Origin of the sequence: Pseudomonas sp. NPDC087697 (assembly GCF_044743155.1) — a bacterium.
GTDB lineage: Bacteria > Pseudomonadota > Gammaproteobacteria > Pseudomonadales > Pseudomonadaceae > Aquipseudomonas.
Genome location: NZ_JBIUVW010000058.1, coordinates 13,072 through 33,327 on the forward strand (window position 1 = coordinate 13,072; position 20,256 = coordinate 33,327).

Annotated in this window: 16 protein-coding genes and 1 pseudogene; 9 read left to right on the forward strand and 8 right to left on the reverse strand. The window is 59.4% G+C overall.

The genetic code is table 11. The features are described from left to right. Positions 1–107 precede the first annotated feature (107 nt). The 3 genes from ACIPIN_RS26705 (at position 108) to ACIPIN_RS26715 (ending at position 4,582) form a co-directional block, all read left to right on the forward strand. Complete coding sequence (locus tag ACIPIN_RS26705; RefSeq protein WP_401124077.1) at positions 108–539, forward strand: response regulator; 432 nt, start codon at positions 108–110, stop codon at positions 537–539. Positions 540–688: 149 nt separating this feature from the next. Continuing rightward, a complete protein-coding gene (locus ACIPIN_RS26710) occupies positions 689–1,336 on the forward strand; it encodes a response regulator (RefSeq protein WP_401124080.1) in 648 nt (215 codons plus the stop codon). After that, positions 1,337–4,582: a transporter substrate-binding domain-containing protein gene (locus tag ACIPIN_RS26715; RefSeq protein WP_401124081.1), complete on the forward strand. Its 3,246-nt coding sequence runs from the start codon at positions 1,337–1,339 to the stop codon at positions 4,580–4,582. A 10-nt stretch (positions 4,583–4,592) separates the two neighbouring features. On the opposite strand, the gene dkgB is transcribed toward ACIPIN_RS26715, so the two are convergent. After that, complete coding sequence (dkgB, locus tag ACIPIN_RS26720) at positions 4,593–5,396, reverse strand: 2,5-didehydrogluconate reductase DkgB (protein ID WP_401124083.1); 804 nt, start codon at positions 5,394–5,396, stop codon at positions 4,593–4,595. Positions 5,397–5,565: 169 nt separating this feature from the next. Next, positions 5,566–6,474, reverse strand: coding sequence for a LysR family transcriptional regulator (locus tag ACIPIN_RS26725; protein WP_401124112.1), 909 nt, complete (start codon positions 6,472–6,474; stop codon positions 5,566–5,568). A 105-nt stretch (positions 6,475–6,579) separates the two neighbouring features. Between ACIPIN_RS26725 and ACIPIN_RS26730 the strand changes: the two genes are divergently transcribed. The 3 genes from ACIPIN_RS26730 (at position 6,580) to ACIPIN_RS26740 (ending at position 9,913) form a co-directional block, all read left to right on the forward strand. Further along, positions 6,580–7,446: a pirin family protein gene (locus tag ACIPIN_RS26730; RefSeq protein WP_401124085.1), complete on the forward strand. Its 867-nt coding sequence runs from the start codon at positions 6,580–6,582 to the stop codon at positions 7,444–7,446. 157 nt (positions 7,447–7,603) lie between these two features. Next, positions 7,604–8,230 carry an isochorismate family cysteine hydrolase YcaC gene (gene ycaC, locus ACIPIN_RS26735; protein ID WP_401124087.1) on the forward strand — a complete coding sequence of 209 codons (627 nt, stop codon included), beginning with the start codon at positions 7,604–7,606 and terminating at the stop codon, positions 8,228–8,230. 246 nt (positions 8,231–8,476) lie between these two features. Then, positions 8,477–9,913, forward strand: coding sequence for a mechanosensitive ion channel domain-containing protein (locus ACIPIN_RS26740; protein ID WP_401124090.1), 1,437 nt, complete (start codon positions 8,477–8,479; stop codon positions 9,911–9,913). Between the two features lie 235 nt (positions 9,914–10,148). Here ACIPIN_RS26740 and ACIPIN_RS26745 read toward each other — a convergent pair whose 3' ends face one another. Continuing rightward, positions 10,149–10,520, reverse strand: coding sequence for a DUF6124 family protein (locus ACIPIN_RS26745; RefSeq protein WP_401124092.1), 372 nt, complete (start codon positions 10,518–10,520; stop codon positions 10,149–10,151). 684 nt (positions 10,521–11,204) lie between these two features. Here ACIPIN_RS26745 and ACIPIN_RS26750 point away from each other — a divergent pair. Continuing rightward, on the forward strand, positions 11,205–11,645 hold the full coding sequence (locus ACIPIN_RS26750; RefSeq protein ID WP_401124094.1) for a carboxymuconolactone decarboxylase family protein: 441 nt from the start codon (positions 11,205–11,207) through the stop codon (positions 11,643–11,645). Between the two features lie 7 nt (positions 11,646–11,652). On the opposite strand, the gene ACIPIN_RS26755 is transcribed toward ACIPIN_RS26750, so the two are convergent. The 4 genes and pseudogenes from ACIPIN_RS26755 to ACIPIN_RS26770 form a co-directional block, all read right to left on the reverse strand. After that, positions 11,653–13,245 (reverse strand): DHA2 family efflux MFS transporter permease subunit, encoded by a 1,593-nt coding sequence (locus ACIPIN_RS26755; protein ID WP_401124096.1) that lies wholly within the window; start codon positions 13,243–13,245, stop codon positions 11,653–11,655. Beyond that, a complete protein-coding gene (locus ACIPIN_RS26760; RefSeq protein ID WP_401124098.1) occupies positions 13,242–14,369 on the reverse strand; it encodes an HlyD family secretion protein in 1,128 nt (375 codons plus the stop codon). Before ACIPIN_RS26760 ends, ACIPIN_RS26755 begins: the two co-directional genes overlap by 4 nt. Before the next feature lie 102 nt (positions 14,370–14,471). Then, positions 14,472–14,594: pseudogene (locus tag ACIPIN_RS26765) on the reverse strand (AraC family transcriptional regulator); the annotation flags it as partial. Between the two features lie 128 nt (positions 14,595–14,722). Continuing rightward, positions 14,723–16,699, reverse strand: a complete 1,977-nt coding sequence (locus ACIPIN_RS26770) for an alkyl/aryl-sulfatase (protein ID WP_401124100.1) — start codon at positions 16,697–16,699, stop codon at positions 14,723–14,725. Positions 16,700–16,812: 113 nt separating this feature from the next. On the opposite strand from ACIPIN_RS26770, the gene ACIPIN_RS26775 reads away from it, so the two are divergent. Continuing rightward, a complete protein-coding gene (locus tag ACIPIN_RS26775; RefSeq protein ID WP_401124102.1) occupies positions 16,813–17,748 on the forward strand; it encodes a LysR family transcriptional regulator in 936 nt (311 codons plus the stop codon). A 104-nt stretch (positions 17,749–17,852) separates the two neighbouring features. On the opposite strand, the gene ACIPIN_RS26780 is transcribed toward ACIPIN_RS26775, so the two are convergent. Continuing rightward, positions 17,853–19,004 (reverse strand): MFS transporter, encoded by a 1,152-nt coding sequence (locus ACIPIN_RS26780; RefSeq protein ID WP_401124104.1) that lies wholly within the window; start codon positions 19,002–19,004, stop codon positions 17,853–17,855. Positions 19,005–19,155: 151 nt separating this feature from the next. Here ACIPIN_RS26780 and ACIPIN_RS26785 point away from each other — a divergent pair, with 151 nt between their 5' ends. After that, positions 19,156–20,148, forward strand: a complete 993-nt coding sequence (locus ACIPIN_RS26785; protein WP_401124107.1) for a diaminopimelate epimerase — start codon at positions 19,156–19,158, stop codon at positions 20,146–20,148. The last annotated feature ends 108 nt before the right edge of the window (positions 20,149–20,256 follow it).

Here is a 20,256-nt window from a genome sequence, read left to right on the forward strand (position 1 = left end):
CTTTCAGAAAGGTCCTACAGAAACCCCGCGGCATTGCCCTTAGTCTGAGGCGCTCTTGATAAGGGTGGGCGCAAACGGCCGCACCGTCATTGTAGGGTCAATCAACTATGCCGAATAAATCGTTACGTATCCTGATCGCCGATGAGCAGCATTTTCATCGCATGAAAATCGAGCGCAACCTGAACCAGCTCGGTTATTACCGGATCGCTCCCGTGCACTCCCTTGCAGAGCTGCTCAGCGTTGTCGAATACGGCTGTGAGCCGTTTGATCTGGTCATCATCAATGCAACCTTGTGTACCGGGACCGGCCTCGACCCGGTGGCCTTCTGCCAGGACAACCAGCAAATCCGTCATACATTGATCTACGATGCGCAAAAAGCCGGACTGCCTGCGTTGTTCGCCGTTCAGCGGCACAACGTCCGGATCAGCCAGGCTCGCGTACCGGACCAGGAAACCCTCGAAGGACTGATGAGCCGCGTCGATATGCCGTCTCTCGGTTCCCAGCGTGGACGCAGGCAGCAGGGCGGTTTGCGCGCCTGAGCCGTACGACCGTTCGTCTGAACTGTCAACTCTAACAGGTAGTTTCGCTCCGTTTCCCATGCAACAGTCGTTGCGCAGCCGTTGTGTCAGGCCCGGCAAGCGCTAGGGGCTGCGCGCCGGGATCTTCGAGCGTTTCTACAGGAGTTGCCATGAGTTCAGCGTTGATCGTGGACGATCATCCGGTTGTTATGGCCGCCGTCAAAATGGTGCTTGGGGCACTCAGGGATTCCAGCGACAGGGTGATGTTTCAGAGCATTCTGGAGTCATCCAATGGTGTTGAGGCCCTGCAAGTGATCCGTGAGCAGTCACCTGATCTGGTGGTGCTGGATCTGCATATGCCCGGACTTAGCGGACTGGATTTTCTGAGTCGCCTGCAGCGCGAACAGTCGCCCGCAAGAGTTGTGGTCTTCACCTCCCATGAACCCAGGTTTTATGTCGAGCGTTGCGTGAGGGCCGGGGCCTTCGGTTTCGTTGCGAAAACCAATGACCTGCAAGAACTGCGTAAAGCCATCAAGGCGTTGATGTCCGGCAATACGTATTTCCCTTGGCCGGAGACTCGTTCAATGAGCCTGGACGGGCTGCAACTCGACGAACTGCAGATGATCGAGAAACTCTCCGACCGTGAGCTGACAATTTTCCAGTACCTGGCGCGAGGCTCCAGCAACAAGGAGATCGCCGAGGTCATGCTCCTCAGTCACAAGACCGTCAGTACCTACAAGACCCGTCTGATCGAAAAGCTCAACGTGCAGTCTCTGGTTCACCTGAGAGATTTCGCCAAGCGCAATGACCTGATTTGAATGCACATGAGCCTGCGAGCATGGCTGGTGGTGTTGATGCTGTTCAGTCCACTCTGGTCGTTGGACAGTTTCGCCGCAAAGCCACAGCTGCTGAAACTGCAGGGGCGTTCGAACGTCGACGGTTACCAGGTCGAACTGGAGGAGGCCGACTGGCGTTGGCTGCGTGAGCAGGGCAGTTTGCGACTGGGCGCTTCGGCACCCGATTACGCGCCGTTCGAGGTGACCATCAACGACAAGTCTCTGGAAGGCATTACCGCTGATTTTGCGGTAATGCTCAGCCAGTTACTGCACATCAAGGTCGAGGTGAAGCGTTACCCGTCCCGGGGGGCAGTGATTGCCGCATTGAAGCAGGGGAACGTCGATCTGCTGGGGACCGCCAACGACTTTGAAGCGGCCGATCCGCAGCTGCTGATGTCGCATGCCTATGCCGAAGACGCACCGGCGCTGGTCACCCGCATGGGCGACAGCGCCAGTCTGACAGCGGACCTTGCGGGCCAGCGGTTGGCGATGCTTGATCATTATTTGCGGCCCGAAGCGGTCGAGGCGGTTTACCCCCAGGCCCACCTGCAACTGTACCCCTCGACATTGAGTGCCATCGGCGCGGTGGCCTTCGGCGGAGCCGACGTCTACCTTGGCGACTCCATCAGTGCCAGTTACCTGATCAATAACAGTTACCTGAACAATGTGCAGTTGGCGGGATTTGCCCGCCTGGAAACCAACGCGTTCGGGTTTGCAGTAAGTGCTGACAATCTTCGTTTGCGCCGTATTATCGATGCCGCACTGGCATCGATTCCGGTGCAAGAGCGTATGACCATCCTGCGCCGCTGGAGTGCCGGCAGCAGTATGAACAGTGCGCAACGCTTGCAATTGAGTGCCAGCGAACAACGCTGGCTGGATAGCCATCGGTCAGTCAGGGTCGGGGTCATCGACAACTTTGCACCGTTGTCTTTTTATGACGATAAAGGTGAGTTCAGAGGCCTCAGCGCCCAGGTCCTGGACCGGATCAGCCTGCATACCGGGCTGAAGTTCGAACTCGTGCGCGGCAATTCGTTGTATCAACAAATAGAGCAGGTCAAACAAGGCGGGCTCGACCTGCTGGCAGTGATTACCCCGAGCACCGAGCGTCAGGCAGAACTGCGTTTCACTCGACCGTATCTGATCAATCCCTTTGTCCTGGTCAGTGCCGGCGGGGCTCGGGATCCGGCGACGCTGGACGACATGAGCGGCAAGCGACTGGCAATCTACAGTGGCCACGCGCTGCGCGAGGTCATTCTTGCGCGAGTTCCCGGTGTGCGCCTCGTTGAAGTGCAAACCCCGGCCCAAGGCATGGAACTGGTCATCAAGGGTCAAGCCGATGCGGCGTTAAGTTCGTTGATCATTGCTCGCTACCTGATCGCTCGGGAGCACCGCCATGCTCTGGCGATCACCAGTACGGTCGGCACTGAACCGGCGCACATCAGCTTTGCGACCAACCGCGGAGCCCTTGAGCTCTACTCAATCCTCAATAAAGCCCTGTTAAGCATTCCCCCTGAGGAAATGGACGAGTTGGCCAACCGCTGGCGCAACGAACTGCCGCTGGATGACAGCTACTGGTCGCGTCACCGCACTACCATCATTCAGGGGTTTGCGGCCGCAGGACTGCTGTTGCTGTTGGCGCTGGGCTGGATTGCCTACCAGCGCAGCCTGATCCGCAAGCGTCAGCAATTACTGCAGCAAGTGCAGCAAGCCCGGGACGCGGCAGACGATGCCAACCGGGCCAAAACGACTTTCCTGGCAACCATGAGCCATGAAATCCGTACGCCGATGAATGCGCTGATCGGCATGCTTGAGCTGGCGATGAAGCGTGCCGAAGAGGGTGTCACCGACCGCTTTGCGATTGAGGTGGCGTCGAATGCCGCGCAGCAGTTGCTGGAGCTGATTGGCGACATTCTGGACATCTCGCGGATCGAGTCCGGGAATTTATCCCTGGCCCCGGAGCGGGCGAATCTGTTGGCACTGGTCGGATCGGTGAGCAGAGTGTTCGAAGGCCTGGCGCGACAAAAAAACTTGTTCTGGCAAGTCGAACTGGATGCGCGAAGTCACTGTGATGTGCTGATCGATCCCATGCGTTTCAAGCAAATCGTTTCCAACGTGCTGAGTAACGCGATCAAGTTCACACGCACCGGACAGATCAGCCTGACGCTAAGGGTAGAGCCCGGCGCCGTTCACGAGTATCTGGCGATCAGCCTGCGCATAGAGGACAGCGGAATTGGCATCAGCCACGTTGACCAGCAGCGGCTGTTCAGCCCGTTTGTTCAGGCCGCCAATAGCCCGCAGGATGGCCGCAGTGGTTCAGGGCTGGGCCTGGTCATCAGCCGTTCACTGTGCGAGATGATGGGCGGGCAATTGCACTTGAGCAGTGTGCTGGGTACTGGCACTCAGGTCGATATCAGCCTTGAGGTGCTGGCACTGCAGGCGCTGACCGAGCAGCCGACAACAGATATTGCGCCGACAGAACAGGGCCGCTCGTTGAACATTCTGGTGGTTGACGACTACCCGGCCAATCGCCTGTTGCTGTCACAACAATTGAGTTACCTCGGGCATCGTGTTCTGGCTGCCAACGACGGTGAACAGGGGCTCGAATACTGGCGTGAGCATTCGTTCGACGTGGTGATCAGCGATTGCAATATGCCTAACCTCAGTGGCTACGAGTTGGCAGGGATGATTCGCGACGAGGAGCGGGCCAATGGCTATACACCCAGCCTGATTCTCGGTTTCACCGCCAACGCCCAACCCGAAGAAAAGATCCGCTGCATGGAAGCGGGGATGGACGATTGCCTGTTCAAACCCATCAACCTGCACGATCTGAATGCCCGGTTGGCCGACAGAGCACCGAATGCGAGTGTGCTGACGCAGAGCGAAACGACGCCGGCCGCAGGCGTCGAGATCGACCTCGGCAGTCTTGAACAACTGGCCGGGGACAACCGCAGTCTGATCAATAATTTGCTGGCTGACCTGGCCATCAGTAACGCCGAGGACCTGGCACGATTACAGGTTTTTTACAGCCAACGTGACCGCATGGGTTTACGCGACCTGGCCCATCGGATCAAGGGCGGCGCGCAGATGGTCAAGGCGCAGCGCCTGGTCCGCTGTTGCGAGCAGTTGGAAGTCGCGTGCAGCAATCGCGACCACACGCTTTTGAGCCAGGCGGTGCACGCCTTGCAGCAGGCCATGGAACGGTTGGCTCAGTACCTCGAACGGTATTGACCGGTTCTGCTCAATCCCAATCGGGAGCGATACCCTTCGGGCTGGTCAGGCGCTGGCCGCGTTCAAGCCCTGCGATCAGCGCCATGTCCGCAGCGCTCAACGTCAGCTCGCGGGCCGCCAGGTTGCTGTCGAGGTTGGCACGCTGGGTCGAAGACGGGATCACCGCGTAGCCCAGCTGCATGGCCCAGGCCAGCGTGACTTGCGCCGCAGTTGCCTGATGACGTTCAGCGATCTGTTGGATGACCGGGTCTTTCAGGACTTCGCCATAGGCCAGAGTCATGTAGGAGGTGATCTGAATGCCTTGGCTCCGGGCGAACTCGACCACTTTGCGGTTTTGCAGGTAAGGGTGCAGTTCAATCTGATTGGTGGCGATGTTGTGTACACCGACCGCATCGATGGCCTGTTGCATGAGGTCGACGGTGAAGTTCGACACCCCGATCTGCCGGGTCAGGCCCAGCGCTTTGGCTTCGAGCAAGGCGCCCATGAACTCGTGCACGGGCACCTGGTTTTCCGGCGATGGCCAGTGGATCAGTGTCAGGTCGAGGTAATTGGTTTTGAGCTTGCGCAGGCTGTCTTTGAGGCTGGCGATCAGTTGGTCTTTAGCGAAATTGGCGACCCAGATCTTGCTGGTGATGAACAGCTCTTCGCGGGCAATGCCGCTGGCGGCGATGGCCTGGCCGACATCGGCTTCGTTGTCGTAGATCTGCGCGGTATCGATCACCCGATAACCGAGTTCAAGGCCAGTACTCACCGAATCGATGACCACCTGGCCTTGCAGGCGAAAAGTACCGAGGCCGAAAGCGGGAACAGACATGTGTGACTCCAAGGGTTGTGACGGGAATGGCCACGAGTATCCCGGTCAACACTGTTGAGAAAAACCGCTGTATCGGCAAAGCACTCTTTACTGAAAATCACGAATCTGTAGGAGCACAGCTTGCTTGCGATAGCGATCTCAAGGACGCCATCGCCGGCAAGCCGTGCTCCTACGCAATATCGCTTTGGCTGAACTCCTCACCCAGGAAGTCGATCAGCGTTCGCACCGATGGCAGCAAACCACGGCGCGAAGGGAAGATGGCGTGGACGATCCCGCACTTGGGCGCCCAGCCCGGGACCAGATCGACCAACCGGCCAGCGGCCAGATCCTCGCGCACCACCACAGCGGGCAGGTGGGCGATACCAAGGCCGGCCAGCACCGCGTGGCGCAAGGCGATCAGGTCGTCGGTGACCAGCCGTGGATGATGGCGGATCACTGCACTGGCGCCGTCCGGGCCGAACAGCTCCCACTGGTATTCACGTTGCGCGGTGCCCCAGTGCAGGCTCGGCAGGCCACTGAGGTCGGCCGGGGATGCCGGGGACGACAAACGTTCGAGAAACGCAGGGCTGCCCACCAGGCTTTGGGTGCTGTTGCCCAGCACTTTCATCACCAGGTCGGTGTTTTCCAGAGGCGGAAAGCGCACCCGCAGGGCGATGTCGAAACCTTCGTGGATCAAGTCCACACGGCGGTTGGTGCTTTCGATGAACAACTCCACCAGCGGGTACTTGAGCATGTAGCGCGTCAGCATCGGCCCGACCCAGGAATTGAGCAGCGCCGTCGGGCAACTGATGCGCACCAGCCCCTGAGGTTCGGAGCGATTGCGCTCGATCAGTTCCGCGGCGCTTTCGGCTTCCACGCGCATGGCCAGGCAACGCTGGTAGTAGGCCTGACCAATTTCGGTGAGCGAACAATGCCGACTGGTGCGATGGATTAACCGTACACCGAGGCGTTCTTCGAGCTGGGAAATCCGTCGGCTGAGTTTCGACTTGGGCATGTCCAGCGCGCGTCCGGCAGCGGCGAAACCTCCGTGTTCAACCACTTGAGTGAAGTAGTACAGGGTGTTCAGGTCTTCCACTATCGTTCTCCAAATAGAACGCTAAGGGTGATTTTTGCAGTCTAGCGCATCAAAGGTGCCGGATTTAAGCTTTGTCCATGTTCTGACTCACCCACATTCGGAGGCACCATGAAAAACATCATCGGTATCTACACCAGCCCAAGAGCACACTGGGTGGGCGACGGTTTCCCGGCTCGCACGCTGTTTTCCTACGACAGCCTGGGCAAACACATCAGCCCGTTCCTGCTGCTCGACTACGCCGGCCCTGCTGAATTCACCCCGACCACTGCGCGTCGTGGCGTGGGTCAGCATCCGCACCGTGGTTTCGAAACCGTGACCATCGTTTACAAGGGCGAACTGGAGCACCGCGACTCCACGGGCAGCGGCGGCAAGATCGGTCCCGGTGACGTGCAATGGATGACCGCAGCGTCTGGAATTCTGCATGAAGAGTTTCACTCCGAAGCGTTCGCCAAGAGCGGCGGCACCCTGGAAATGGTCCAGTTGTGGGTCAACCTGCCGGCCAAGGACAAAATGGCCGACGCCGGTTACCAGACCATTCTCGATGGCGATATCCCGAGCATTGCCCTCAAGAACAAGGCCGGCAGCCTGCGCTTGATCGCCGGTGAGTTCGACGGCCAGCAGGGACCTGCCAAGACCTTCACCCCGATCGATGTCTGGGACATCCGCCTGAATGGCGGCCAGTTGCTGACGCTGGATTTGCACGAAGGTCGCAACACGGCGCTGGTGGTGTTGCGCGGTACGGTTCAGGTCAATGGCCTGGAACTGGTTCGCGAAGGGCAGTTGGCGTTGTTCGAACGCACTGGCGACCAACTCAGCCTGGAAGCCAACAACGACGCGGTGGTGCTGTTGCTCAGCGGTGAACCGATCGACGAGCCGATCGTCGGTCACGGCCCGTTCGTGATGAACACCGAGCAAGAGATTCATCAGGCCTTCGCCGACTTCCAGTCCGGTCAGTTCGGCCGGATGAACGGTTGACCTGATAGCGGTTTCTGCATGGCATTGCGGCTTGGCGTGACTACGCTTGCCTGGCCGCGATTTAACGAATACCCGGTGCTGCTTCGGCGGCACGAACTCAACCCGGTTTCACCCACGCCGGCCTGTTCGGCATCGATAAAAAGCGAGGATTACCCCCATGACTGCCTCTTACAAACGCTTGGACAAAAACAACGCCGCCGTTCTGTTGGTCGATCATCAGGCGGGCCTGCTGTCGCTGGTGCGCGACATCGAGCCGGACAAGTTCAAGAACAACGTGCTGGCGTTGGCCGACCTGGCCAAGTACTTCAAACTGCCGACCATTCTCACCACCAGTTTCGAAACCGGCCCCAACGGCCCGCTGGTGCCGGAACTCAAGGCCCTGTTCCCGGAAGCGCCGTACATCGCTCGCCCTGGTCAGATCAATGCCTGGGACAACGAAGACTTCGTCAAGGCGATCAAGGCCACTGGCAAGAAGCAACTGATCATCGCCGGTGTGGTGACCGAAGTCTGCGTAGCGTTCCCTGCGTTGTCGGCGCTGGCTGAAGGCTTTGATGTGTTTGTGGTCACGGATGCTTCCGGTACTTTCAACGAAATCACTCGTCAGTCGGCCTGGGATCGCATGTCGTCCTCGGGTGCGCAACTGATGACCTGGTTCGGCCTGGCGTGCGAGTTGCACCGCGACTGGCGCAACGACGTGGAAGGGCTGGCGACTTTGTTCTCCAACCACATTCCGGACTACCGCAACCTGATGACCAGCTACAACACCCTGACCAATAGCAAGTAACAATGGTTTGGTGTCGTACACAGTTTCCCTGTACGACACCTATTAACTGTGGGAGCGGGCTTGCTCGCGAAGGCAACTTAACATTCAACATCTGTGTTGACTGTTACACCGCTTTCGCGAGCAAGCCCGCTCCCACATTGGTTTTGTGGTGTCCAGTCGGTAGCGCTCTGCCCGCGCCATCAATTCCTCCTACACTGTGCCCAATCTGTGCGATCTTCGCGTCATTGGCTTTGCTGGAGTTGCTCGATGTTGTCACTTCTCACCGATCACCCGCTGTTTTGCGCTTTGGCGCTGATTCTGGTCGACATCCTGCTGTGGCGGTTGGTCAGTGTCAGTCACTGGCAGCTGGTCGTGCGGCTGGTGATTTTTTTGTTGTTCAGCGCGGTGCTGTTCAATGAAGGCATGAACCCGATGGAAGTGGCACCCTGGCCAGAGAGCGTGCCGCTGCATCTGGCGGCGACCGGACTGCAGATTGGCTGGTGGCTGTTTGGCGCGCGGACCCTGACGGTATTGCTCGGCGCGGTGATGATGCAACGGGTCGGGCATACCGGCCGGCTGTTGCAGGATTTGCTTGGCGCGGTGATTTTCCTGATCGCGATCATTGCCGCCCTCGCGTATGTGCTCGACCTGCCGGTCAAAGGCGTGCTGGCGACTTCCGGTGCTCTGGCGATCATCGTCGGCCTGGCATTGCAGAGTACCCTCAGCGATGTGTTTTCCGGCATCGTGCTCAACACCACCAAACCCTATCAACTGGATGACTGGATCTCCATCGACGGCACCGAAGGCCGGGTCACCGACATCGATTGGCGGGCCACGCGGCTGCAAACCTCACAGGGCAGCATGGCGGTGATTCCCAACTCGTTGGCGGCCAAGGCCAAGATCATCAACTTCAGCCGGCCCAGAGACATATTCGGCATTACGATCAGCCTGCAACTGAGCCCCCATGCGCGCCCGCACACGGTGATCGAAGCGCTGGAGCGGGCGATGCAGGGTTGCCGGCAGTTGCTCAGCAAACCGGCGCCGAACGTCTCCTTGAAAAGCTCCAGCGCCAGTGGCGTGGAATACGAGATCATCGGATTTGTATCGTCCATGGGGCAAAAGCGCGAAGTGCGCAATTTGCTGTTCGATCTGGCCTTCCGGCATTTGCGTGCGTCGGGCGTCAGCCTGTTGTCTACCGCAGAAACCGCAACACCGCCGGGCCTTTCGCGGCCAAGGGCGTTACTCGAAAGCTCGAGTATTTTCTCGACCTTGCGTTCGGAAGAGAAAGACACCTTCAGCCAGAACATGACGCTCATCACCTTCCGCGCCGGTGAAATGATCCTGCCGGCCGGCGAGGTCAGCGATCACCTGTTCATCATCGAGTCGGGCGTGGTGTCGGTGGCCTTGAGCCGTGGCGGCAACAAGTTCGAAGCCGGGCGCATGGGGCCGGGCGAGGTGATCGGCGAGGCCGGGATCCTCTCGGATAAATCGGTGCCGGCGGACTTTTCGGCCAAGACCTTCTGCACCCTGTACCGGATCGAAAAGGAATACCTCAAACCCTGCCTCGACGCCCGCCACGACATCAACGAAGCGATGCAAGCGTTGCTGGATTTCCGCCTGCACACCGCACAAACCCTGACTCAGGAAGTGCCGAAGGTTGTCGAGAAGAAAGGCTTCTTGCAGTGGTTGCGTAGCCGGACGTAGCCCGTTACGACGCCTTATGAAACAGAGGCGGGTTTTGTATTGTTCCGGGTCTACCGACCAGTTAAGCCGCTACACACGCTCCGTAGCAGCTGTCGAGCCCGCGAGGCTGCGTTCGGCTGCGCAGCAGTCGTAAAATCAGGCAACACGTTCTTTCAGGTGAACCGCGTACGCAGGATATGCGAGGACTGCGTCCTCGAACGCAGCCTCGCGGGCTCGACAGCTGCTACGGGCGCTGTTACTCCGGTGGATCGAGGTGGTCGAGTGCGCGATTCACCGCCAATTCGGCCAGGGAAATCATCTGCTGAATCGCCAGCGCGGTATTGCGCTTGGGGCCTTCGAGCTCAAACGCCAGATCGCTGGCCATGACATTTGCCGAGGCGAGGGTCTCGCAGGCATGGGCCAATAAGGTTTCAGAATCGACGTCGGGGGCGATGACGAAAATGCAGCCAGGGCGTCGGTCAGCTAACAATGCCTTGGTCTCAGGCAGTACCAGGTAGTGATCGAGCGCACGGTGCGCGGCGGCGTGGAGTTCTTTTGAATCGAGGGAGGCGTAGGGGGAAACGGGGTCGGTTTCTGTTTCAGGGGGATTTGGAGTTGGTTTGAACATTTTCGTAATTGCCTCTTTGGAGCTACCACCGATTCGCTGCTAAACGAAAGGGTGGCGGCTGTACGCAGGTTAGCAGACCGGGAGGAATTACGAAAAACCGGCGCGCCCGAGGGCGCCCTGCGCACAGCCACCATAGCGTTCAGGGATAGGGAATACCTGAATTTCTGGAGTGCAGTGCACCTACGTAAAACCTCCGAGCTGCTAAACCCGATCGCTGATGGGCAGCGACAGGAGAACAATAGAAGCCAGGGCCAAGGCGCACAAGCCGGCGGATTCTGGCGCAGGTGTAGGCCGTGACGCAAGGTGTTGTAGCCTCTGATGGGCACTGCGTAGGCAAGCTTAAACACCCGTAGCAGCTGTCGAGCCCGCGAGGCTGCGTTCGGCTGCGAAGCAGTCGTAAAATCAGGCAACACGTTCTTTCAGGTGAACCGCGTACGTAGGGTTGACGAGGACTGCATCCTCGAACGCAGCCTCGTGGGCTCGGCAGCTGCTACGGTTGCTGTTACTCCGGTGGATCGAGGTGGTCCAGCACGCGATTCACCGCCAACTTGGCCGGAGAAACGGTCGCGCCAAAAAACGGGCAGGTTAGTCATTGGCTACCTCGACTTCTGAATAATTGGCTATTTGTGCCAATGGCCAGTGGCGCTACCGTATGGCGCATCCCCACTTGCTACGGAGCTCACCATGCAATCTCGTGTCGATTTCTATACCGCCTCGCCTGATGCCCTTAAAGCCATGATCGCGCTGGAAACCGCGGTCTCCAAGCTGCCGCTGGAAAAGTCGCTGATCGAACTGGTCAAGCTGCGTGCTTCGCAGATCAACGGCTGCGCGTTCTGCATCGACATGCACACCGCCGATGCCCTCAAGGAGGGTGAAACCCCACGTCGCCTGTTCGCCGTTACCGCTTGGCGCGAAGCCCCGTTTTTCACCGACCGCGAGCGTGCGGCCCTGGCCTGGACCGAATCCCTGACTCAGCTCAGCCTGACCCACGCCCCGGACGAAGACTACGAAATGGCCGCCGCGCAATTCACGGCCAAGGAAATGGTCGACCTCACCGTGGCGATTACCACTATCAACAGCTGGAATCGCCTGGCGGTGGGTTTCCGTAAAATGCCGCAGGCCTGATCCGCGATCAATGGGCGTCTGCTGACGGTGCGGCCGGTGGTTGCACCTTGCGCATCAAGGGCACCATCAGCGTCGCGATGATGAAACAGACCATGATCATCAGAAACGCGTCGCCATAAGTTTGCGTCTGGGCTTCGCGGTAGGTCAGCAGCCACAGTTGGTGCAGGCTGGCAGTCACGCCCGCGTCACCGCTTTGACCCAGGGCGGCGAAGTTGCTGCCGACCTGTGATAGCCACTGGTTCATGGCTTCATTGCTGCTGTTCAGGTGCTCGGCCAGTCGAGTGAAATGCAGGTTGGTACGGTCATTGAGGATCGTTGCGCAGGCGGCGATGCCGATCGCGCCACCGAGGTTACGCATCAGATTGAACAACCCCGAGGCGTGCTTCAACCGCGCCGGGGCCAACCCACCCAGGGTCAGCGTGACCGCCGGTGGCACTGCCAATTGCTGGGCAATCCCGCGCAAGGCTTGCGGCAGCATCAACTCCCTGGCTCCCCAGTCATGGGTGATCGGGCTGAAGTCCCACATTGACAACGCGAACACTCCCAAGCCGGCCATCATGATCCAGCGCAGGTCGATGCGGTTGGCCAGAAAGGCATACAGCGGAATCGCCATGATCTGGAACACTCCGGTGGAAAACACCGCCAGACCAATGTCCAGTGCGCTGTAGCCGCGCACTCGTCCAAGAAACAGCGGCGTCAGGTAAATGGTCGCGAACAGGCCGATCCCGGTGACGAATGAAAAGAAGCAGCCGAGGGCAAAGTTGCGGTCTTTCAGCGCCCGCAGATCAACGATCGGGTTGGCCACGTGCAGGCTTCGGCCGATAAACGCCAGCCCCGCCAGCCCCGAGATCCACGCGGTGGTCAGAATCGTCTGATCGCTGAACCAGTTCCAGCGCGGACCTTCTTCCAGGGTGTATTCCAGGCACCCGAGAAACAGCGCCATGAACACCATACTCAGGTAGTCCGCACCTTTGAGCAGAGACAATTCCGGCTGGTCGATTTTCACCAGCATCGGCACCGCTACAGCGACGAAAATCCCCGGCACCAGGTTGATGTAGAACAGCCAGTGCCAGGACGACACGTCGGTGATCCAGCCGCCAATCACCGGCCCCAATGTCGGTGACAACGAGGCCACGGCGCCGATGGTCGCGGCGGCGATAACCCGTTGTTTGCCGGTGAAGAAAAAGAACGCGGTGGTGAACACCAGCGGGATCATCGAGCCGCCAAGAAAGCCTTGCAGGGCACGGAAGGCGATCATGCTCTGGATGTTCCAGGCCGCGCCGCAGAGCAGGCTGGCCAAGGTGAAGCCGACCGCTGAGGCGCAGAACAGCCAGCGTGTGGAAAACACCCGCGACAGCCAGCCCGACAACGGAATCACGATGATTTCGGCGATCAGGTAGCTGGTCTGCACCCAGGCGGTTTCGTCGGTACCGGCCGAGAGCCCGCCGCCGATGTCACGCAACGAGGCCGAAACAATCTGGATATCCAGCAGTGCAATGAACATGCCGATACACATGGTGGCGAAGGCAAATACCTTGGTCGCCGTCGCCATGTTCGCGGCATTGAACGGTTGAGCCTGGGCGGTGAGGGCGCGGCTCATGGTGCGCTGGCCTGGGCTATGGCAACAGTCGTTTCCTTGGGTGCGGTTTTGGTATCAACCGACGCGGTCACCGACAGCCCCGGACGCAACTGGCCGAGTACGCCATCGGCCGGATCAAGGAGGATACGCACCGGTACCCGCTGGACGATTTTGGTGAAGTTGCCGGTAGCGTTTTCCGGCGGCAGCACGCTGAACTGCGCGCCAGTGGCCGGTGCCAGGCTGTCCAGATGACCGTGGAATTCGCGCCCCGAGAGCACGTCGGCATGAATGCTCACGCGCTGGCCGGGCACCATGTGCGCCAGCTGATCTTCCTTGAAGTTGGCATCAACCCACAGTCCGCTGGCCGGTACCACCGAGAGCAATTGCGAGCCGGCCTGGGCATAGGCGCCAACCCGTGCCCGGCGATTGCCGATTACACCGTCGACCGGTGCGCGCAGTTCGGTGTAACTGAGGTTCAACTGCGCCAGATCTCGTTCGGCACGCGCCTGCATCAACGCCGCTTTGGCTTGTTGCTTGCGGGTTGCGATCACGTCCAGCTGCCGTTGCGTTGCGAGCAATTCGGCTTGTGCCCGGGCACTCTGCGCTTGAGCCGTCTTGAAGGTGGCATCGGCGCGTTGAGCACTTTCCACCGATACCGCATTACTGCCGACCAGTTGTTTGTAGCGGGCATTGTCATCCCGCGAACGGGCGGTTTCCGCGCCTGCGGCATCAATCCCAGCGCGCGCTTGGCCGATCACCGCATGCTGCAATTGCTCCGTGGCATCGAGGTTGGCCAGCAGTGCTTCCTCCGCTGCAACGGCGCCTTCGGCCTTAGCCAGGCTGGCGCGATAGTCGCGTGAATCGAGGCGTACCAGCAGGTCGCCAGCCTTGACGCGCTGATTGTCGGTCACCAGCACTTCTTCGACATAACCGGCGACCTTTGGCCCGATCACCGTCACATCGCCACCGATGTAGGCGTCGTCGGTTTCTTCGATGAAGCGGCCGCTGGTCCACCAGTGCGAACCGTAGAAGGCGATCAACGCCAGAGCGACAACACCCGCAGCTGTCAGCAGTAAGCGCTTGAGTAAAGGAGGGCGCGCAGGATTCACGGCGAGGGTGGGATCAACGGCGTTCAGGCTGGTCATGGCAATCCCCTATGGGGTATCAGTCGTTATTACGGACGTAATATGACGTAGGTAATATTTTCTGACAATTGATTTTTCCGGCCACTCGTCGGTTGCTAATGATTATTTGAAATAAGCGCCAGGCGTCTTGCCGGTCGTGGCCTTGAAAAAGGCGATAAGCACGCTGTCGCTGGCAAAGCCCAGTTCAAAAGCGCTGTAACTGATGTTGCGGCCGGTCGCGAGCAGTTAGATGGCGCGCTGGCCGTATTTTTGAGTGGGTGTGTGCGTCGCACGGTCTGATCGGCGAAAGAAATCGTTAAACCGCTCGGGCCCTTGACCTTGGTCAAGGGCCCGACAGGCGCAACCGACCTGCATCAGCCTTTTGTTGGCGGCGTCACGATGTCGAACCAAAGATCGAAGTCGTCAACCATACCGAACAGCTGCGGTAGCAGCAGAGGGTTGCCGGAGCTACTCAGTTTTCCTTCCACGATCAGTCGTACGGCCGAAACGTCTTTGAGCAGCAGGCGATTGAGGTCGGCCCGGTTAATGGTCACGGTCTGCCCGGCGTCGGCGCTCTGTATGCCCTTGATGTTGTTCAGGTGCGAGTTCTTCAACTCCAGCAGATACGTTTGGTTTACATCCGGCAGGTTCAGATTAATGCTGATGTTCTTGCCTTCGGCTTTCTCGGCGTTCAAGCGAACCCCGAGGTAGTCGAAGATCAGTCCGGTATCCATGGCGGCCAAGGCATCACCACTGTTCATTTTGGTAGACGGTAGATTGCGTGGAACGCCATTACGCAGTTCCTGTGCCGCCGCCAGATAGCTGTTGCGCCAGCCAGCGTTCTCGGCCTGGTAGCCCAGTTGCTCCAGAGCGTCGGCCTGCAGATCGCGGGCTGCCTTGTTTTGCGGATCGGCGAAGACCAGCTTGTTACCGACCTCGGCAACCCAGCGATATTCACCTTGGTCATACGACTCCTTGGCCATCTTCAGTACCAGGTCAGCACCACCCATATAGGCAATGTAATGCTTTGCCGACTCTTCTGGACTGAGCGGGTCGAGGGTTGCCGGATTGCCATCGTAGTAGCCGAGGTATTTGTTGATTACCGCCCTTGAGTTGTGGCTGATCGAGCCGTGGTAGCCGCGGTTGAACCATTCCTTGCTGAGTTCATCCGGCACCTTGATGCGGTGCTGGATGTCGTCGATGGTCACGCCCTGATTGGCCAGATGCAGTGTCTGGTCGTGGAGATAGCCGTAAATGTCACGCTGTTTCTCCAGGACTTTGACGATGTCTTCGTGCCCCCAGCGTGGCCAGTTATGGACCGCAAACATCACTTCGGCCTTGTCGCCGAACTGGTGCAGTGCTTCGTTGATGTATTTGCTCCAACCCAATGCATCGCGGGTTTCAGCGCCGCGCAGGGTGTACAGATTGTGCAGCGTGCCCACCACGTTCTCGGCCATCAGCAGCGCTTTTTGCTGCGGCAGCCAAATGTTCATTTCCGAGGGCGCTTCGGTGCCCGGCGTATTCTGGAAGGTAAAAGGGACACCGTCCAACTCGGTTTCTTCGATGGCACCCTTGATCAACCGGGTCGGCGCAATCAGGCTCAAAGGTCCAGATGACAGGCCTTTGCCGATAGCCATGTCAACCTGACCTTCCGGACCTTTGGGGAGCAACGTGCCGTATTGGTACGTCGCGCGGCGAATCATCGCGTTGCCCGCCAGCACGTTCTCTTTGATGGCCGACTCCATGAAGCCGTTCGGCGCGATAATCTGCACCTCACCGCTGGCCACCTGTTCCGGTGTGACCAGGCCACGCACGCCGCCGAAATGGTCGGCATGTGCGTGGCTATAGATGATGACTTTAATGGGCTTTTGTCCGAGCTCCTGGCTGACCAGCGCGTAAGCGGCCTTGGCGGTAGCCGGGGTGGTTAACGTATCAATGACAATCCAGCCGGTCTTGCCCTCGACAAACGTAATGTTCGCCAGGTCGTAACCGCGCACCTGATAGATGCCATCGGTGACCTTATATAAGCCGTACTTGAGGTTGAGCAGCGCCTGGCGTTGAAGGCTCGGGTTGATACTGTCGAAGTCCTTTCCCGCATAAAGAAAATCATAACCGCCCAATTGCCAGGCGACGCTGCCATCGTCGTTTTTGATCAGCAGATTTTCCGGGCGCTTGATCAGCCCTTTATCAACCCGATCGAAATCGCTTTGATCTTCAAACGGCAAACTGGATTTCACCTGCTGTTGGGCGGCGATGGTGAAGGCAGTCGGAGGTTTTGTGCCGTCGGCATCAGCAGCCATCAAGGGTGGACATAAGCTGACCAGGAGAACGGCTGTTGAGAGGCGAATCATCGGGTGGCTCCGTTGTTGTTATTGGAGGAGATGTCAACAGACCCTTGCACTATGCCGTCAGGGCATTCGATAATTCCAATGCATTCCAATCAGATAATTGATGCAGATAACGCATGAGCGACCTACGCCAACTCCGTCATTTTGTTGCCCTCGCCGATCACGGCCACTTCGCTCGTGCTGCCGAAGCGGTAAACCTCAGCCAACCGGCACTTTCGCGCAGTATTCAGGCCCTTGAAGGCCAACTTAACTGCCAGTTGGTAGACCGCAATCCGCGCGGGGTAGCCTTGACAGCCCATGGCCGGTTGGTGCTTGAGCACGCTCGGCGGTTACTGGCCGGAAGTCGTGCGCTGGACAATGCAGTGTTGCAACTGGCGAGCCTGGAAACCGGCGAACTGCGTCTGGGTGCCGGTCCCTTTCCTGCTGCGCGCCTGATGCCCCAGGCGCTGGGGAAATTTTCCTGTTCCTATCCTCAGGTCACGGTGCAGCTAGCCATCGAGAATTGGCAAAGCCTGCGGCAACGACTGTTGGAGGGGGACATCGAGCTGTTTATAGCGGACGGCAGAGAACTCGAGGGCGACCCTCAGTTAGAGGTTCAATCTTTGCGAAAGCACCAAGGCGTGTTGTTCTGTCGTCCGGGCCATCCGCTGTGTGAGCAGCGCAATGTAGGTCCTGATGAACTGCGGCCCTATCCACTGGCGGGTCCCCGATTGCCACAGGAAATCCAGCAATGGCTGGCGACCACGCTTGGCCGTCCACAGCCGCTGGGTGTGCAATGCGATGACGTATTGCTGCTCAAGCAGTTGGTCGCCAGTAGCAATGCAGTCTGCCTGGTGCCATGGGATGTCATCGCAGACGATGTGCAGAGTGGCCGTATGGTAATCGTGGATTGGAATGTACGACCGACTGCCACGTCTCCAAAAGCTTCAGCCTATGCCCTGGTACGACTGGCTGGACGCAGCCTGTCCCCCGCGGCACAAGCCTTTGTCGACTATCTGTTCGAGATCGATGGAGATGCCCTGCCGGGCGTGCAGGCCAGCGACGGGCTCTAAAAAACACTGTGGCGAGGGAGCTTGCTCCCGCTGGGGCGCGAAGCGGCCCTAAAAATGGGACTGCTACGCAGTCCAGCGGGAGCAAGCTCCCTCGCCACAGTTTTTCAGACTTTCAACGCTTTGCCACTGACCGCTACGGCCAGCAGCAACAACGCAATCAACCCAAAAGCAAAACTCAAGCTGCTGCCGTGGGCGATAAAACCGATCACCGCAGGTCCCGCCAGAATCCCCGCATACCCCAACGTCGTGATGGCTGGCACGGCGATGTTTTCCGGCATGACGTTCTGTTTGCCGACGGCGGTGTACAGCACCGGGACGATGTTCGAACACCCAGCTCCGACCAATGCGTAACCGATCAGCGCGGCTTCCCAGGCCGGCGCCAACGTTGCCAGCAGTAAACCGGCAGCAGCGGTCAAACCGCCAAACACAATCACGCGCGTGGCCCCGAGCTTATGCACGATGGCATCGCCTGTCAGTCGCCCGACCGTCATGGTCAAGGCGAACGCGGCATAGCCCAGTCCCGCGTATGCGGTGTCGAGATTACGTTCGGAGGCCAGGAACACCGCGCTCCAGTCCAGCACTGCGCCTTCGGCAAGGAACACGATGAAACACAGGCTGCCTATGAACAGCACCACGCCATGGGGAATGGCGAACGCCGGCCCCGAGCTTTCGCTGCCATAGGGCAACAGATGCGGTGCGGCCTTGAGCAACGACAAAACCAGAAATACGATCACCACCAACGTCGCGCCCAACGGCGAAATGCCCAGGCCGAGCAGGGCGCTGACACCCGCCGCGCCGACGATCCCGCCGAGGCTGAATAACCCGTGAAAGCCCGACATCATGGTCTTGCCGCTGGCTCGCTCGACGATCACCGCTTGCAGGTTCACCGTCGAATCCACCGTGCCCAACCCGGCACCGAACAGGAACAGCGCGGCGATCAGCAGCGGAATCGACGACACCGTCGCCAGCAGCGGCAGTGCCAGGCAGATCAGCAACGTGCCGCCACTGAGCACTCGTCGACAACCGAAGCGCGAGGCCAATGCACCGGCCATCGGCATCGCCAGAATCGAACCGACCCCCAGGCACAGCAACAATAAGCCGAGCGTGCCGTCATCGAGCCCGGCCCGGGCTTTGGCGTAAGGCACCAGCGGCGCCCACGCCGCGATACCGAAACCGGCGATAAAGAAGGCGATGCGCGTCGACATCTGTTCGAGGCGCCCGGGGCGGACGGGGACTGAAGGGATGATGGCGGTCATGAACATCCTTGGTACTTCGGGGGAGGTTGTGAGCAGGGCCACATCCTTGCACATCAGTGACCGTCAGACGACCTTGAGGTTCTGTGTGTGTGATTTGAGTCGCCAGCGCTTACAGTAGCGGCGTGTTCCAGACCTTACTCAGGACCTGTCCATGACGTCGCTATTCGATGCTCGCGGGAATATCTACGCCGTTGTCAGCCCACACGAACTGCGCCAGCGCGGTATCGATCTGCCGGAAGGAGCCAGCGAGTCGGCGAAAAAGCGTCTCGCCTGGGCCTTGTCCGCCGTGGAGGCGTGCTGCAGTTGGGCGCCCGGCACCCAACCGGCCGGTGCCAAGGAACACCGTTCGGATGGATTGCTGATCGGCCCGTTTCAAGCCGCGCCACCGTTTGATCTGTTGATCGTCAACACCGACGGAACCTTGGCCGAGCGCAGTGGCAATGGCTTGACGATTTTTGCCCAGGCGTTGACCGAACAGGGCTTGATGCCGGCCGAAGGTCGTTGCTTGCTCAAGGTTCACCATGACAAAAGCGATGCCGTGTCGCCTGTCGAAACCTCGGTCGAACCGGCGCAGGTCGACGGAGTACAGGGTTTCTGGCTGGACTTGGGTAAACCGGCATTCGGGCCGCAGGCGGTGGGGGCTCAGGCGGTTGAGGCGCGGACGTTCAACCAGCGTGAGTCGAGCCATGTGCCGGTGCTCGCACGCTTGAATCCGCAATGGAACCACAGCCGGTTTGTGCGCATCGGCAATCCCCATTGTGTGACGCTGATCGAACAGGCTGCTGCGCTGCCAAGTAATGAGCGCATGCGTGAGCCCGGGTTGTCGGCCGATCTGATGCGCATCGCCTTCGCCCCACCGGCTGGGGCAGGCGAGCCGTGTCCGGCGGGCGTCAATCTGCAATGGGCGATGCTGGAATCCGGGAATCGCATTGCCGCTCGGGTCTTCGAACGCGGTGAAGGCCCGACCGCGTCGTCCGGCACCAGCGCGAGCGCGGTGGCCTGCGCGGCGTGGAGTGTCGGTTGGGTGACGGCGGGGACGGTGGCGGTGGTTATGCCCGGGGGTACGGCGCCGGTTTTGCTCGAAGAGTTAGACGGTGAACTGAGCCGGGTCAGTTTGTTTGGGACGGCGCGGTTGATGAGTTGATTTTGAAATCGCTATCGCGGGCAAGCCTGTTGTGGTTCAGTTTTTTTGAACCGCTCTGTAGGAGCATTAGGCCGCTTGCTGCTCAAACAGCGCAGGCGGCAGGTGGTT